Below are 13,056 nucleotides of genomic sequence, written 5' to 3'. Positions count from 1 at the left end.
TTCATCACCCGCTCGGCGACGGTGTCAAGGCCGCTTCGGCGTGAGGCCGGTGCACTTCTTCGCCGTGGCGACCTTGTCCTCGATCCGCTCGCGGGCGGCGCCGGACACGAGCACGGGCTGCCCGGTGCCCGACACCGTCGCTGGCAGGAACTCGGTGCGGGTCACCGTCCGCCCCCGCACGGTCAGCCGCAGGACGCCGGAGTCGGTGCTGTGCGATTCGCTGTACCAGAGGAAGTTGCCGAGCCCGTAGTGCACGTAGGTCTTGTCCAGCCAACCGTCGGCGAGCAGGGTGTGCGCGTGGGTTCCGATCACGACGTCCGCTCCGCCGGCGGCCATCTCGCGGGCGAACGTCTTCATCTCCCCGGTAGGGCAGGAGTTGCCCTCCACGCCCCAGTGCATGAAGACGATGACCAGGTCTGCCTGCTTGCGGGCTGCTTGCACAGCGGCGACGGCCCGGGCCTCGTCGAACGCCATCGCGATTCCCGGCCGGGTTTCCGTCGCTTTCCACTGCGCGGCCAGCTCGTGCACCTGCGACATCCCCAGCACCGCGATCCGCACACCCTTCACGGTGGTCAGCCACGGTGCGTACGCCGCGTCGGCGTTGCGCCCCGCGCCGAACACCGGGAAATTCGCGTCCGCCGCCGCGTCGAGGGTGTCCAGCAGCCCCACCTGGCCGTAGTCGAGACTGTGGTTGTTGGCGATCGACACCGCGTCGATCCCCGCCGCGCGGAGCGCCGAGTACGCGGTTTCCGGCGATCGGAATTGGAAGCGTTTGGGCTGCGGGGTGCCGCGGTCCGTCACTGCCGTCTCAAGGTTGACCAACGTGAGGTCGGCGTCGCGTAGCACCGACGCGATGCGGCCGAATGCCGTCTGCGGGTCGTCGAGCAGACGCAGCGTGCGGCCCGTGAAGTGCACGTCGCCGGCGAAAGCCAGCCGCAGCTCGACCGGCGGGGCGCCGGCGCTCGGCGATGCTGCGGCGTTCGACCTCGTCGCTGCCGGGGGCTTCCATTCGGCCGCCGGGCGGTCCAACCCTTCGGTGGTACACCCGGCCAATGCCGTCCCGACCGCGAGGGCCGCCATCGCCACACGCACCCTGGTGCTGATCACCCGCACAGGATAGTGGGGCCGAGGAGGACACCGGAGAGCAGCTCAAACGCCGTTCAGCGCACCGGCTGCTCCCCACGTGCTCCCCTGTCCCTGTCCCTGGCGCGACCGCGGCGTCGCCTCGAACCCGATGTGCACTCCGTCGCTCCCCCGTCACGGTGGTCCGTCGCTCCAAGGACGCCGCGACCGCGCCGATCCGCGTACCTGAGCGCGAGCGGATTTTGGATGTTGGCGGCAATCCGCGGTTGTCGAGGCGGTCCGGACAGCCAGGGCGTTGATCGACACGACGATGGCGATGCCGAGCCATTCGTGCGGTTTCAGGACCTGGCCCAGGAGGGCGAGGCCGGCGAGCGCGGCCAAGACCGGGTGGATGCTCATGAACACGCCGAAGAAGCGGGCCGGCACGGTACGCAGCGCGACCAGGTCGGCGGCGTAGGGCACGACCGAGCTGAGGATGCCCGCACCGACGGCGTAGAGGATCGCGGTGCCGGCCAGTCGTCCCTGCGCGAGCAGGGCGGCCGCGACCGGCAGGTAGAGCAGCGCAGACGCCAGGCTTGCCGCCGCCGGTGCCTGCAATCCCGGCAGGCGGACCCCGACGAGCCGATTGAGCAGGATGTACGCCGCCCAGCACGCCGCCGCGAGCAGGCCGAGCCCGACTCCGAGGTAGTCGCTGGCCGGGCCGGGTAGGACCAGGACGTACACGCCGACGCAGGCGCCCGCCGCGCAGAGCAGATCGAGCCGGGTGCGGGAACCGGCCAGGGCGACGGCGAGCGGGCCGAGGAACTCCAGAGTGACGGCCAGGCCGAGCCCGATGCGGTCGATCGCGGTGTAGAGGCTGAGGTTCATCGTGGCGAAGACCAGCCCGAGCAGCAGGGTCGGCCACCATTGCGCCCAGGTGAAGCGACGCAGGTTCGGGCGTACGACCGGCAGCAGCACCGCCGCCGCGACGAACTGCCGCACGGCGACAACCCCGGCGGGCCCGATGGCGGCGAACGCGTGCGCCCCCACAGCCGCCCCGACCTGGTTGCTCGCCGCGCTTGCGGTCATCGTGGCGATCCCGCGCAGCAGCGGCCCACGGCCGGCACCGGCCGGTTGGCGGGGGCCCGGAGCAGCAACTTCACTTGCCGTCTTCACGGTCATGCACGCAGTGTCGACCCACGTCGACTGATACGAGAAATGCAGGAGCCGCCAGAGTTATACGGTTGGCGTATGGATGTGCAGCTGCGTCAGCTCCGTACGCTCGTCGCGGTGGTCGACGCCGGCACCTTCACCGACGCGGCGGCTGTCCTGGGCGTCTCCCAAGCGGCGGTCTCGCGTTCCGTCAGCGCCCTGGAGGCGGCGCTCGGCGCCCGCCTGCTCCAGCGAACGACCCGGCACGTCTCGCTCACCCCCACCGGCACCCGCGTCGTCGCCGCCGCGCGCCGGGTGCTCGACGAGGTCGCCCACCTGCAACGGATCGTCGAGGAATCCCGCACCGAGCTGCGCGTCGGCTACGCCTGGGCGGCGCTGGGCAAACACACGAGACGACTGCAGAAGACCTGGGCCGCCGCCCACCCCGAGGTGCCGCTGGTGTTCGTCCAGTCCAACACCCCGACCGCCGGGCTCAGCGAGGGCACCGCCGATGTCGCCGTGATCCGCCGGCACCTGGTCGATCCCCGCTTCGACACCGCACTGCTCGGCGTTGAGGCCCGCTACGCCGCCGTGGCCACGGACAACCCGCTGGCCCGGCGACGATCGATCCGCACCGCCGAGCTGGCCAGATACACCGTCGCCATCGACAGCCGAACCGGCACCACCACCCGCGCCCTGTTCGGGCCGGGCGCCGAACCCGCGACCATCCGCACCACCCACGGCGTGGACGAGTGGCTCACCCTCATCGCCGCCGGCCAGGCGGTCGGCATCACCTCCGAGGCCACCGCCAACCAGAACCCCAGACCCGGGGTGGCCTACCGCGCCGTACGCGACGCCCAACCGATACCGGTCTGGGTGGCCTGGTGGAAGGACGACCCACCCGCCCACCTCGCCGAACTCGTCAACCTGGCCTGCGAAACGTACCGGGCGGTCCAACCCAGGCAGGCGTAGTGGAGTGCGTCGCCGGCCCGAATGTCTCCGGTGCTGACGCGCACGATCTCGCTTGCGGCCTGCTCGGCGATGCCGGTCAGGCGGTGACGTGGGTGACGCGGATGAACCTGACCGGTTCGCTGCCGTCATTGCGGTAGCCGTAGTCCCGGTCGGTGGCGAGCCGCGCTGATGCCCCCGTGTCGAGAACCGTGTCGTCGTGACCGTCGGCGATCAGGGTGAGGACGCCGCTGATGACCAGGAACAGTTCTTCGCTGCCGTGCGGGTCCGGCTCGGCCTGGTAGGAGTCCCCGGGGACGAGAATCCAGTCCCACAGGGCTGCCGAGGGGCGCAATGTGCTCGCGGTGGACAGCACCGCGTGACTTCCGGCAGCTGAGGACCAGATGCCGGTGGCGGTACCAGGGGCGTTGACGACCAGTGAGCCGGGCCGGGTCTCGCGGGCCAGGGATGCGAAGTCGGTGCCGAGGGCGTGGGCGACCTTGGCGACGGTGACGAGGCTGGGGTTGGCCTCGCCGAGCTCGATGTGGCTGAGCATCCGCACGCTCACCCCAGAGGCGTCGGCCAGCTGCTGCATCGTCATGCCGGCCTCCTGGCGGCGCCGGCGAACCTCCTGGCCGACCCGTTCGATGAACGGGTCGCTCCAGCTGGCCTTGGTCTCCATCGGCACCTCCGCACTGAGCTCGGTGGGCATGCGACTCGTCCAGCAAGAGCCCGGCCGCGGCATGCAGCATATTGCAGGCGTGGGCAACCTGCATTATATTGCATGCGCCGATACGTTCGGTGCATGACCGCCACGATGTGGCTCGACCCCCAGGAGACTGACAATGACCTCCATCGAATCCGCCGCCAGTGGGTCGACCGAGTTCGACGTCGCTGCGCTGAGGGCGCAGTTCCCGTCCCTGGCCTCGGGCATCGCGCACTTCGACGGTCCGGGCGGCACACAGACGCCGCGGCCGGTCGCCGACGCGATCGCCGCCACGATCACCAGCCCGCTGTCCAACCGCGGCACCGGCTCGGTGTCGGAGGCCAACGCCGACGCGGCGGTCACCGCGTTCCGGCAGGCCTACGCCGACCTGCTCGGCGTTCCCGCCCGCGGGATCGTCCACGGCCGCAGCGCCACGCAGCTGACCTTCGACTTCTCCCGGGTGATCGCCAAGCAGTGGCACCCGGGCGACGAGGTCGTCGTGACCAGGCTCGACCACGACGCCAACGTCCGGCCCTGGGTGATCGCCGCCGAGAATGCCGGTGCGGTCGTGCGGTGGATCGACATCGATCCCGCAACCGCCGAGATCGATCCCACCTCCGTCGAGGCCGCCATCACCGAGCGGACGCGGCTGGTCGCCGTCACCGCCGCATCGAACCTGCTCGGCACCAAGCCCGCGGTGCGGGCGATCGCCGACGCTGCACACGCCGTCGGCGCGCTGGTCTACGTCGACGGCGTGCACTACACCGCGCACCAGTTCGTCGACGTCCCCGCCCTCGGTGTGGACTTTTACGTCTGCTCCCCGTACAAGTTCCTCGGCCCGCACTGCGGTGTCCTGGCCGCCTCCCCCGACCTGCTCGAGACCCTGCATCCGGACAAGCTGCTCCCCTCCACCAACGCCGTCCCCGAACGCTTCGAACTCGGCACCCTCCCCTACGAGACCCTCGCCGGCGCCACCGCCGCCGTCGACTTCCTCGCAGACATCGCCCCCGCGACCGTCGGAACCGCGGACGGCAGTTCCTCGCGGCGGGAGCGGCTGCGGGCCTCGCTGCATGCCGTTGACGAGCACGAGATGCGCCTTCGTCGGCTGCTCGAAGACGGACTCGCGGCACTGGGCTCCGACGTGGTGGTCCACTCCCGTGCTGCCGACCGCACCCCGACCCTGCTGCTCACCCTGCCCGGCCGCAAGACCTGGGACGCGTACCAGTTCCTCCTGGGCCGTGACGTGCTCGCCCCCGCCGGATCCTTCTACGCGTACGAGCCGTTCCGCCGCCTCGGCCTGGACGACGAGCACGCGCTTCGGCTCGGCCTGGCCCCCTACAGCGACGACACCGACATCGCGCGCGTCCTCGACGGTCTGGCCGCCTTCCTCGCCAAGTGACCGGCGGAACCTGCCGGGCCGAACGTAGTGCGCGCTACGACATGGCCCAGCAGGGTCAGGCTGCGCATTCCCGCGACGGTCAGCCCGCGCCCAGCACCTCGCGCAGCCTGGCCGCGAACTCGTCGGGCTTGCCCGCGTAACCGAACTCACCACCGAGGAAGCCGCCGTGGTGGCTTGGGAACACCGTGGCCTGCTGGCCGAGCAGCGCCGCGGTGCCCGCGGCCGTACGCGCGGTGTACGTTCCCGCCGACTCCTCGCCGACCGCGATCACGATCCGGGTCGGTGCCGCGGTGAGCATGCTCGCGTCGGGACGGTAGTCGCTGATCGCCCACGAGTTCTTCGACAGCAGCGGATCGTCGCGCGTGCCGTCGTCCTCGGTCGGCATGCCGAACATCGCCGGGTCGGGCGCGGGCTGGGCGAAGTAGGCGTCAGTGAACTCGCCCTGCCAGGAGGTCATCGCAATGAACGCGGCCATGCCAGCACCGCTGCCCTTCGCCTGGTATGCCTCGTGGAAGCCGGCCCGGGCGCGCTCGGCGGCCACGGCGTCTGGGAGCACAGCGTTGATCGGCGGCTCGTGCGCTACCAGCGTGACGACATCGCCGGGGTGGGTCGCGACCAGTTCGAGTGCGGTCACCGCACCGCCACTGCTGGCGAACACGTCGACCGGACCGGCGCCGAGCTCCTCGATCAGCCGGTGCAGGTCGGCCGCCTGATGCTGCGGCGTATGGTCGGACCGGCCGTCCTTGCGGGTGCTGCGGCCCAGACCGCGCGGGTCGTACGTGACGACGGTGCGGTCCGTGAAGTGTGCGGCGAGCGCGTCGAAGCCCTCCGCTGTCATCGGCTGGCCGATCATGAGCAACGCGGGGCGCCCGCCGGACGGGGGTAGCGGGCCGCGGACGTCGTAGACCAGGTCGACCTCGGGTGCGGCGAGGGTGTGCGTCTGCGTTTTCGTCATGCCGGTGAGACTACGGCCGGTAGAAGCGGATCGGGGTGTCAAGTGCGCGGGTCGCGGCCGCCGATCAAGCGATGCCGCGGCGATGGAGGGAACGAGCATCGCGGCGCTTACGACAACGTCAAGGACGTAGTGGTTCCCCGTGGTGAGCACGACCGCCACCATGACCAGCGGGAAAGCCCATGACATCAGCGCCCATCGCGGGTGGGAGGCCCGCAGCGCGGACCGGACGGCATACGCGCACCACATCGACCGTCCCACGTGGAGACTGGGCATGGCCGAGAAGTGGTTCTGGCCGTTTCCCATCACCTGACATGTGCTCGGCTCGCGTTCTACGGGAAGTGAGGCCGTATGAGGATGCCGGACTAGGGCGTGTCCTGCCGATCTTGTAGTGGTTGATCGTTGACGATGTGCCGGTGGTGCGTCGTGGTGAACTGACTGATGAGGCGTGGGTGGTGATCGCGCCGCTGCTGCCCGATCCGGGTGGTGCGCGGGGGCGGTGGCGGGACCATCGCCAGGTCATCAACGGGATTCTGTGGAAGCTGCGCACGGGTGCGCCGTGGCGTGACCTTCCGGAACGGTTCGGGCCGTGGAAGACCTGCCACGAACGCCTGCGCCGGTGGACCGCCGACGGGACATGGGATCGGATTCTGGCGGCGGCGCAGGTCCATGACGACGGCACACCGGTGCAGTGGACGATCAGCATCGACTCGTCGATCGTGCGGGCGCACCAGCATGCCGCTGGCGCCCGCAAAAAGGGGGCTCCCCAACAAGTCCGGCGACGCCTGGTGCGCAAGATGGCGAGGCTATCGGCCGATCACGAGGCGGGCTGAGCACGAAGATCCACCTCGCCGTTGACGGCCGCGGACGGCCGCTGTCGATCCTGCTCACCCCAGGCCAGGCCGGCGACAACCCCCAACTGCTGGCGCTGCTGGACGCGATCCGGGTCAACGAGCCCGGACCTGGCCGGCCCCGCAAGCGCCCCGAGGTACTGATCGCCGACAAGGGCTACGCCCACGACTCCACCCGGCGAGCGTTGCGGCAGCGCGGGATCCGGCACGTCATCCCGGAGCGCTCGGATCAGGTCGCCCGTCGGGCTGCGAAGGGCAGCGCCGGCGGGAGGCCACCCGCCTTCGACAAGGTGATCTACAAGAAGCGCAACGTGGTGGAACGCTGCTTCAACCGCCTCAAGCAGTGGCGTGACCTGGCCACCCGCTACGCCAAACGCGCATCCCTCTACCGCGCCAGCCTCGTCCTCATCGCCGCCATCATCTGGCTTTCATGATCGGCAGGACAGGCCCTAGGCGGAGGCCGTAACCGCGGCGGGCGGCACGGCAAGGCCGGCGCCAAAGAAGTTGTCCGGGTCGTGAGTCGCCTTGATCCGGCGCAGCGCCGCCCAGTTTTCCGCCGTGAATGCCGACGCGGTCCGGGACGGGTCGTGCAGGAAGTTCAGAAAGCCACTGCCAAGGCCACAGCGGCTTAGCCCTGCTGCCGTGAGCGACGACGGGGACGTGTCGAGGGTGACCGACAGCGGCGCGTCGCGATGGGCGGCGGCACCGGAGTCTCGGGCGATGCGGCCGCCCCAGTGGCGGATCTCGACGGTGGCGTCCGGCTCGGCCACCAGTGCGGCCACGAGGTCGTCGTCAAGCGTGTGGACCTGGTCGAACGTTCGGGCAAAGGTGCCACCCATGGCCGCCAGCGAGTAGTCGACGACCCGCATGTCGTCCGCGACGACGGGCCCGGCGACCTTCCACAGCGGCTCCAGAAGCGCGCGGCCGCGGAGGGCGTCACCGGCGTACATGGCCTTGACCACGAGCGAGTCGTCGCGGGTCAGGAGCACCGCCGTGCTGAGGGCATCCGGCGCCCGTTCGATCCACTGCCGGTAGAAGGCGATGGTCTCGGCGGCCCGCTCGCGGCCGAAGGTGACCGTGCCGGCGTATACCCGCGCGACCGGATAGAGGCGGAACTCGAGCGCGGTGACCACGCCGTACGAACCTCCGCCGCCGCGCAGCGCCCAGAACAGGTCGGGGTTCCGGTCGGCGCTGGCTGTCTCCAGCTTGCCGTCGGCGGTGACGACCTGTGCGCGCAGCACGCTCTCAGCCGCGAGGCCGTGCCTGCGGGCCAGCCAGCCCAGGCCGCCGCCCAGCGTGTAGCCGATCACGCCCACGTCCGGCGAAGAGCCGGACAGCGCCGCGAGCCCGAACGGACCAGCCGCCTTCAGCACATCGCCCCACCGGGCGCCGGGGCCTACGCGTGCGACCCGGCGGTCCGGGTCGACCAGGACCGACGCCATCGCGCCGGTGTTGAGCAGCAGCGCGCCGTCGTGCGCCACGTGGGTCCCGTGACCGGTCGCCTGAACGGCGAACGGCTGCCCGTGGCGACGCGCGGCCAGCACCGCCTGACGTACGTCGGCCGTGCCGGCGGCCCGGACCACGATCGCGGGGTGAGGGTCCAGCGCCGGGTTGAGAGGCTTGCGGTGAGCGTCGTAGCCCTCGTCCCCGGGCAGGAAGGTCGGGCCGTCGGTACGCAGTGTCTGTCGAATGGTCATGCCTGTCAGACCCGTGGGTCGTACGGAACTCATCGGGTCCGTGCGATGAGTTCCACGGCGGCGGGCAGTCCTACCCAGGTGTCGGCCTCCTGGATCTCGTTCGTTGTCGACGCGGCGGTGACCCGCGCGGACATCCCCGTCCGCTGCGCCGAACTCGCCGAGCTGCTGCGTGGCCGTGGTCCCGGCATCGTCAGCTGCGACGTGTCCGGCATGGCTCGCCCCGATGTGGTGACGGTCGAGGCGCTGGCCCGGCTGCGGTTGACCGCGCGGCGGCACGGCTGGCAGCTGATCGTCGAGGGAGCCCAACCGGGCCTGTTGCGGCTGGTCGACCTGGTCGGCCTGACCGACGCGTTACCCGAGGCGGGCCGGCAGACCGAACAACGGGAAGAGACGCGCCGTGTCGAGGAAGTTGGTGATCGCCGCGATCCGCCCGGCTGACAGTTCCAGCACGATCAGGGCCCACGGGTCGTATCCCGAGCCGGTGCGGCTGGGCCGGTACTGCCCGAACGCCGGCATGCCGTTTGCCACGACCGGCACCACACGAGATCCGCGGCAACCGCTGCCCGTGCCGGCCATCCAGGCATGGATGTCGTCGTGGCCGCGCAGCCACAGCGGCAGCGGGGGCATCGACAGGGTCACGTCCTCGTGCAGCAGCGTCGTGAGCGCCTCGAGGTCGTACGCCTCGAAGGCCTTCACATAGCGCGCGAGCAGCGCCTTCTGCTCGTCGTCCAGCGGCTTGTACACGTCTGCGGCGGTGTCGACAGCCGCGAGTGTGGCCCGGGCCCGCTGAAGGGCGCTGTTGATGCTCGCCACCGAGGTGTCGAGCAGTTCGGCCACCTCCTGGGCCGACCAGGCCAGCACCTCGCGCAGGATCAGCACGGCCCGCTGCCGCGGCGGCAGGTGCTGCAGCGCCGCGACGAACGCCAGCCGGACGGACTCGCGCTCGGCGACCACGTTGGCCGGGTCGCTGTTCTCCGGCAGCACCCGGCTGTCCGGCGCCGGTCCCACCCAGATCTGGTCGGGGCGCGGCTCTCCCGGCTCGGTGGCGCGGCCGGACCCGGCCGGACCGAGATCCATCGGCAGGACCCGCCGCTGGGCGCTGGCCAGCATGGTCAGGCACACGTTGGTCGCGATCCGGTACAGCCAGGACCGCAGCGCGGACCGCCCTTCGAACCGGTCGAAGCCGCGCCAAGCCCGCACGAAGGTGTCCTGCACGGCGTCTTCGGCCTCGAAGACGGACCCCAGCATCCGGTAGCAGTAGCCGGTCAGCTCCGACCGGTACGCCTCCAGCTGTGACTCGATGGAGGCACTGGTCGTCACATCGCTCACCCCGCTCAACCTAGTCGATTGTTCCACCTGTACGTGCACCTCTCGAACCTCGCCGTGTCGGCGGCGATGAGTTTCCGGGGCCCGGCTGGTCAGTACCGGTGTCAGCTCGATGAGAACCCAGAGGAGCACGCCATGACAGGCACGGAGTGGAGCGCCGGATCCGCCGGCTCGGGGCAGTACGCCGAGGTCAACGGCATCAACCTGTACTACGAAACGTACGGCGTAGGACGCCCGATGATCCTGCTGCACGGAGGTCTCTGCTCGGGCGAGATGTTCGGGCCGATCCTGCCCTCGCTGGCCGACCACTACCGGGTCATCGTGGTCGACCTACAGGGGCATGGCCGGACCGCCGACATCGACCGGCCGCTCGACGTGACGCTGATGGCCGACGACGTCGCCGCACTCATCGACCACCTCGGGCTGCAGAAGCCGGACGTCGTCGGCTACTCCCTCGGCGGCGGGGTCGCACTCCAGGTCGCGATCAAGTACCCGCACCAGGTGGGCCGCCTGGTCGCGGCGTCCGCGAACATCCGCCGCAACGCCATCTATCCGGAGCTGCTCCAGCAGCAGGGCCAGGTCAGCGGGGCGGCCGCCGAGTTCATGCAGGACACCCCGATGTACGAGCTCTATCAGCGGGTGGCGCCCCGCCCCGAGGACTTCCCTCGACTGCTGGACAAGATCGGTGAGGCGATGGCGAAGGACTTCGACTACACCGAGGAGGTCCGGGGCTTGCAGGTGCCCGCACTGATCGTGGCCGCCGACGCTGACATGGCGCCTCCGAGCCACTTCGTCGAGGTCTTCAAGCTGCTCGACGGCGGACTGCGCGACGGCGGTTGGACGGGCGAGAGCCGACCGAAGGGTGGTCACGCGCTGGCCATCCTGCCCGGGCTGACGCACTACGACATCGCCGACTCCCCGCTCTTCGCCGCGGTCACGCTCGATTTCCTGGACAAGCAGGACTGAACTGCCGCTGCGCCGCCCGGCGGCTCTGGGCTGAGCACGTCGGTTCTGCCCACGCTTACCGCCGCTTGCGTGGCAGGGCGCTGAGCAGGGGTGGGGATTCCCATGCGGGTTCCCCGCGCCCCTGCCAGCGTTCCAGGTCCGGCGCTTCCAGGCGTGGACGGCCGGACAGGTAGAGCGCGGCTGCGCCGGCGATCCCGACGGCGGCGATGGCGAGACAGATCCAGAGCGCAAGGCGGGTACCGGATGCTTTTCGCCCGCAGGGACAGGCCCACCAGGAAGAGCGCTGGAGAGACCGCCGCAGCGACGCCCAGCCCGATCAGGCCCGTGGCCCCCGCGAGGGCGGGACCGATCGCCGGAAGCGCGACCACCAGCAGCGCCGCGGATGCCACCACCATCAGCAGCCCACCCGCGGTCAGCAGCGGGGTGAACCGGGTACGGAACAGTGCCGCGAACAGTCCGGCGACGGCGATGGCGGCGATGAACTCGGGGAGGAAGACGAGCGCCGTGGTGATGGGTTTGCCGACGGTACGCAGCACCCCCAGGAGCAGCACCATGGCGCCGAAGGCGGCGGCACTGGCGGCGAGTGCGGCGAAGAGCCCCGCCAGGGGGACCGAGGTGGTCAGCGCCTTGACCGGTACGAGCGGGTTAGGCAGCCGGTACTCGTAGACGACCAGGAACACGATCAGGGCGACTCCGACGATGAGGGGGACCAACGACCGCGCGTCGGCGCTCATGCCGGCTTGCAGTGCACCCGCCCCATAGAAGGCTGCGCCGCAGCCGGTGATACCCAGACCCAGCGCAACGATGTCCCAAGGCGTGCTGGGGTCCTGGGGCGGGGTGTCGGGGAAGGTCAGCACCGAGAAGAGGAGCGCCACGCCGGCCACCGCTGCGACGCCCCAGAACAGCAACCGCCAGCTACCCGCGGCAGCCTGTAGTGCGCCGATGGTCGGGCCGACGGCCACGGCGCCGAAGATGCACAGGTTCAGGATGCCGGCGCTGATCGGCATCTTGGTCGCTGGCCAGGAGGTGACCAGCGGGGGCAGCGCGGCGATCAGCATCAGGCTGGTCAGCAGCCCTTGGGCGATGAAGGCCGTGATGAACACCGCCGCGTTCGGGCCCCCGGCAGCGAGTTGGACGCGGCGAAGAAGCAGACCTCGTAACCGATGAGCATTCGTCTCGGCGGGAGGTGCATGGCGAACTGCGCGGCCAGCAGTGTGCCGACGGCATACGCGCCGGCGGACAGGCTCACGGTCATCTGCAACGCGGGGCGGGAAGTGTCGAGGCTCGCGGAGATGAGCTCTCCGAGCGGAAAGACGGCCACCGTCAGGACCAGGTACGGGACCAGGGAACAGACGACGAGGGCCACGGCCCCCGGGTAACTTTCCGCGAGAGGTCCCTGGCGCACCTGCGCGCCTTACCCACGGCACACCTGGATAAACCGAGTGCCTCCACCGACTCCAGCCGGTGGTCCTGGAACCTTTTGGCGCCTGCCCGCCTAACGTGGGTCAGGGGCAACTGCCGGCGAAGGGAAGAACTGACCATGGCCAAGCAGAAGTGGAAGGACCTCTCCCGGGAGCAGCGCCGCGCGATCATCGCCCTGGCGTCGGTTGAGCTGGTGCTCACCGCCATCGCAGCGGCTGACCTGGCTCGACGGCCAGCCGATCTGGTTCGCGGTCCAAAGCCCCTCTGGTGGTTGGCCATGTTCGTCCAGCCCGCAGGTCCGATGGCCTATCTCGCCCGGGGTCGAGAGTCCAGCGCACAGTGACCCGGCCGCTGGGCAGCGCCGCAGCCCACGACCTGCGTTGGAAAGCCGCAACAATTAGCCTCGTTCGGGAACAAACGGAAGCATGAATCCGCCACGCGTTTCCTATCGACCCGATAGACGGTTGTACCAGATGTGACGGCGAAGTTACGGCAAGCATCATGATCATGGCGGCGCCGCGCTTACCGCGGCGGATTACCTGGGCGAAACGCGAGAACGATCATCGGCGCCGCGC

14 protein-coding genes and 1 pseudogene are annotated in these 13,056 nt (G+C 70.2%); 6 read left to right on the top strand and 9 right to left on the bottom strand.

Going from position 1 to position 13,056, the window contains the following annotated elements; translation table 11 throughout:
• Positions 1 to 24: 24 nt before the first annotated feature.
• Both ACNAVT_RS27955 and ACNAVT_RS27950 read right to left on the bottom strand, forming a co-directional pair.
• Positions 25 to 1,107 carry a CapA family protein gene (locus ACNAVT_RS27955; RefSeq protein WP_416300497.1) on the bottom strand — a complete coding sequence of 361 codons (1,083 nt, stop codon included), beginning with the start codon at positions 1,105 to 1,107 and terminating at the stop codon, positions 25 to 27.
• Positions 1,108 to 1,257: 150 nt separating this feature from the next.
• Positions 1,258 to 2,244 carry an EamA family transporter gene (locus tag ACNAVT_RS27950; RefSeq protein WP_416300496.1) on the bottom strand — a complete coding sequence of 329 codons (987 nt, stop codon included), beginning with the start codon at positions 2,242 to 2,244 and terminating at the stop codon, positions 1,258 to 1,260.
• Between the two features lie 69 nt (positions 2,245 to 2,313).
• Here ACNAVT_RS27950 and ACNAVT_RS27945 point away from each other — a divergent pair, with 69 nt between their 5' ends.
• Positions 2,314 to 3,186, top strand: a complete 873-nt coding sequence (locus tag ACNAVT_RS27945; protein WP_416300495.1) for a LysR family transcriptional regulator — start codon at positions 2,314 to 2,316, stop codon at positions 3,184 to 3,186.
• Between the two features lie 76 nt (positions 3,187 to 3,262).
• Here the strand turns inward: ACNAVT_RS27945 and ACNAVT_RS27940 are convergent, their stop codons facing one another.
• Positions 3,263 to 3,874, bottom strand: a complete 612-nt coding sequence (locus ACNAVT_RS27940) for a helix-turn-helix domain-containing protein (protein WP_416300494.1) — start codon at positions 3,872 to 3,874, stop codon at positions 3,263 to 3,265.
• Between the two features lie 133 nt (positions 3,875 to 4,007).
• On the opposite strand from ACNAVT_RS27940, the gene ACNAVT_RS27935 reads away from it, so the two are divergent.
• Positions 4,008 to 5,267 (top strand): cysteine desulfurase-like protein, encoded by a 1,260-nt coding sequence (locus ACNAVT_RS27935; protein WP_416300493.1) that lies wholly within the window; start codon positions 4,008 to 4,010, stop codon positions 5,265 to 5,267.
• Positions 5,268 to 5,346: 79 nt separating this feature from the next.
• Here the strand turns inward: ACNAVT_RS27935 and ACNAVT_RS27930 are convergent, their stop codons facing one another.
• On the bottom strand, positions 5,347 to 6,222 hold the full coding sequence (locus ACNAVT_RS27930) for an alpha/beta fold hydrolase (RefSeq protein WP_416300565.1): 876 nt from the start codon (positions 6,220 to 6,222) through the stop codon (positions 5,347 to 5,349).
• Positions 6,223 to 6,312: 90 nt separating this feature from the next.
• A pseudogene (locus ACNAVT_RS27925) lies at positions 6,313 to 6,525 on the bottom strand (phosphatase PAP2 family protein); the annotation flags it as partial.
• Between the two features lie 113 nt (positions 6,526 to 6,638).
• Between ACNAVT_RS27925 and ACNAVT_RS27920 the strand changes: the two are divergent.
• Positions 6,639 to 7,504 (top strand): IS5 family transposase gene (locus ACNAVT_RS27920; protein WP_416300563.1). Its coding sequence is split into 2 segments (ribosomal slippage): positions 6,639 to 6,984 and positions 6,984 to 7,504, totalling 867 coding nucleotides; the frame shifts between segments, so codons are not numbered across the junction.
• 15 nt (positions 7,505 to 7,519) lie between these two features.
• Here the strand turns inward: ACNAVT_RS27920 and ACNAVT_RS27915 are convergent.
• Positions 7,520 to 8,767 carry an FAD-binding oxidoreductase gene (locus tag ACNAVT_RS27915; RefSeq protein ID WP_416300492.1) on the bottom strand — a complete coding sequence of 416 codons (1,248 nt, stop codon included), beginning with the start codon at positions 8,765 to 8,767 and terminating at the stop codon, positions 7,520 to 7,522.
• Positions 8,768 to 8,812: 45 nt separating this feature from the next.
• Between ACNAVT_RS27915 and ACNAVT_RS27910 the strand changes: the two genes are divergently transcribed.
• Positions 8,813 to 9,205: an STAS domain-containing protein gene (locus ACNAVT_RS27910; protein ID WP_416300491.1), complete on the top strand. Its 393-nt coding sequence runs from the start codon at positions 8,813 to 8,815 to the stop codon at positions 9,203 to 9,205.
• Here the strand turns inward: ACNAVT_RS27910 and ACNAVT_RS27905 are convergent.
• Positions 9,119 to 10,096: a sigma-70 family RNA polymerase sigma factor gene (locus ACNAVT_RS27905; RefSeq protein WP_416300489.1), complete on the bottom strand. Its 978-nt coding sequence runs from the start codon at positions 10,094 to 10,096 to the stop codon at positions 9,119 to 9,121. The genes ACNAVT_RS27910 and ACNAVT_RS27905 overlap by 87 nt on opposite strands.
• 132 nt (positions 10,097 to 10,228) lie before the next feature.
• Between ACNAVT_RS27905 and ACNAVT_RS27900 the strand changes: the two genes are divergently transcribed.
• Positions 10,229 to 11,059: an alpha/beta fold hydrolase gene (locus tag ACNAVT_RS27900; RefSeq protein WP_416300487.1), complete on the top strand. Its 831-nt coding sequence runs from the start codon at positions 10,229 to 10,231 to the stop codon at positions 11,057 to 11,059.
• On the opposite strand, the gene ACNAVT_RS27895 is transcribed toward ACNAVT_RS27900, so the two are convergent.
• The gene (locus ACNAVT_RS27895; RefSeq protein WP_416300485.1) at positions 10,993 to 12,162 is read right to left on the bottom strand and encodes an MFS transporter; all 1,170 of its coding nucleotides are present in this window, start codon (positions 12,160 to 12,162) and stop codon (positions 10,993 to 10,995) included. The two genes, ACNAVT_RS27900 and ACNAVT_RS27895, sit on opposite strands and share 67 nt — an antisense overlap.
• Positions 12,126 to 12,425: a hypothetical protein gene (locus ACNAVT_RS27890; protein ID WP_416300484.1), complete on the bottom strand. Its 300-nt coding sequence runs from the start codon at positions 12,423 to 12,425 to the stop codon at positions 12,126 to 12,128. The genes ACNAVT_RS27895 and ACNAVT_RS27890 overlap by 37 nt, the downstream gene beginning before the upstream one ends.
• Before the next feature lie 174 nt (positions 12,426 to 12,599).
• Here ACNAVT_RS27890 and ACNAVT_RS27885 point away from each other — a divergent pair, with 174 nt between their 5' ends.
• Positions 12,600 to 12,824, top strand: a complete 225-nt coding sequence (locus tag ACNAVT_RS27885) for a hypothetical protein (protein ID WP_416300482.1) — start codon at positions 12,600 to 12,602, stop codon at positions 12,822 to 12,824.
• The last annotated feature ends 232 nt before the right edge of the window (positions 12,825 to 13,056 follow it).

It is taken from the genome of Micromonospora sp. SL4-19 (assembly GCF_047921475.1).
In the GTDB taxonomy this organism is placed as follows: Bacteria; Actinomycetota; Actinomycetes; order Mycobacteriales; family Micromonosporaceae; genus Micromonospora.
This window is presented reverse-complemented; position numbering and strand designations above follow the sequence as displayed.

What these genes read in the sequence shown, in the direction of transcription:
- ACNAVT_RS27915 (WP_416300492.1), bottom strand. Translation starts at nt 8,767, where the DNA reads ATGACCATTCGACAGACACTGCGTACCGACGGCCCGACCTTCCTGCCC.
- ACNAVT_RS27900 (WP_416300487.1), top strand. Translation starts at nt 10,229, where the DNA reads ATGACAGGCACGGAGTGGAGCGCCGGATCCGCCGGCTCGGGGCAGTAC.
- ACNAVT_RS27910 (WP_416300491.1), top strand. Translation starts at nt 8,813, where the DNA reads ATGAGTTCCACGGCGGCGGGCAGTCCTACCCAGGTGTCGGCCTCCTGG.
- ACNAVT_RS27930 (WP_416300565.1), bottom strand. Translation starts at nt 6,222, where the DNA reads ATGACGAAAACGCAGACGCACACCCTCGCCGCACCCGAGGTCGACCTG.
- ACNAVT_RS27940 (WP_416300494.1), bottom strand. Translation starts at nt 3,874, where the DNA reads ATGCCCACCGAGCTCAGTGCGGAGGTGCCGATGGAGACCAAGGCCAGC.
- ACNAVT_RS27945 (WP_416300495.1), top strand. Translation starts at nt 2,314, where the DNA reads ATGGATGTGCAGCTGCGTCAGCTCCGTACGCTCGTCGCGGTGGTCGAC.
- ACNAVT_RS27935 (WP_416300493.1), top strand. Translation starts at nt 4,008, where the DNA reads ATGACCTCCATCGAATCCGCCGCCAGTGGGTCGACCGAGTTCGACGTC.
- ACNAVT_RS27950 (WP_416300496.1), bottom strand. Translation starts at nt 2,244, where the DNA reads ATGACCGTGAAGACGGCAAGTGAAGTTGCTGCTCCGGGCCCCCGCCAA.
- ACNAVT_RS27885 (WP_416300482.1), top strand. Translation starts at nt 12,600, where the DNA reads ATGGCCAAGCAGAAGTGGAAGGACCTCTCCCGGGAGCAGCGCCGCGCG.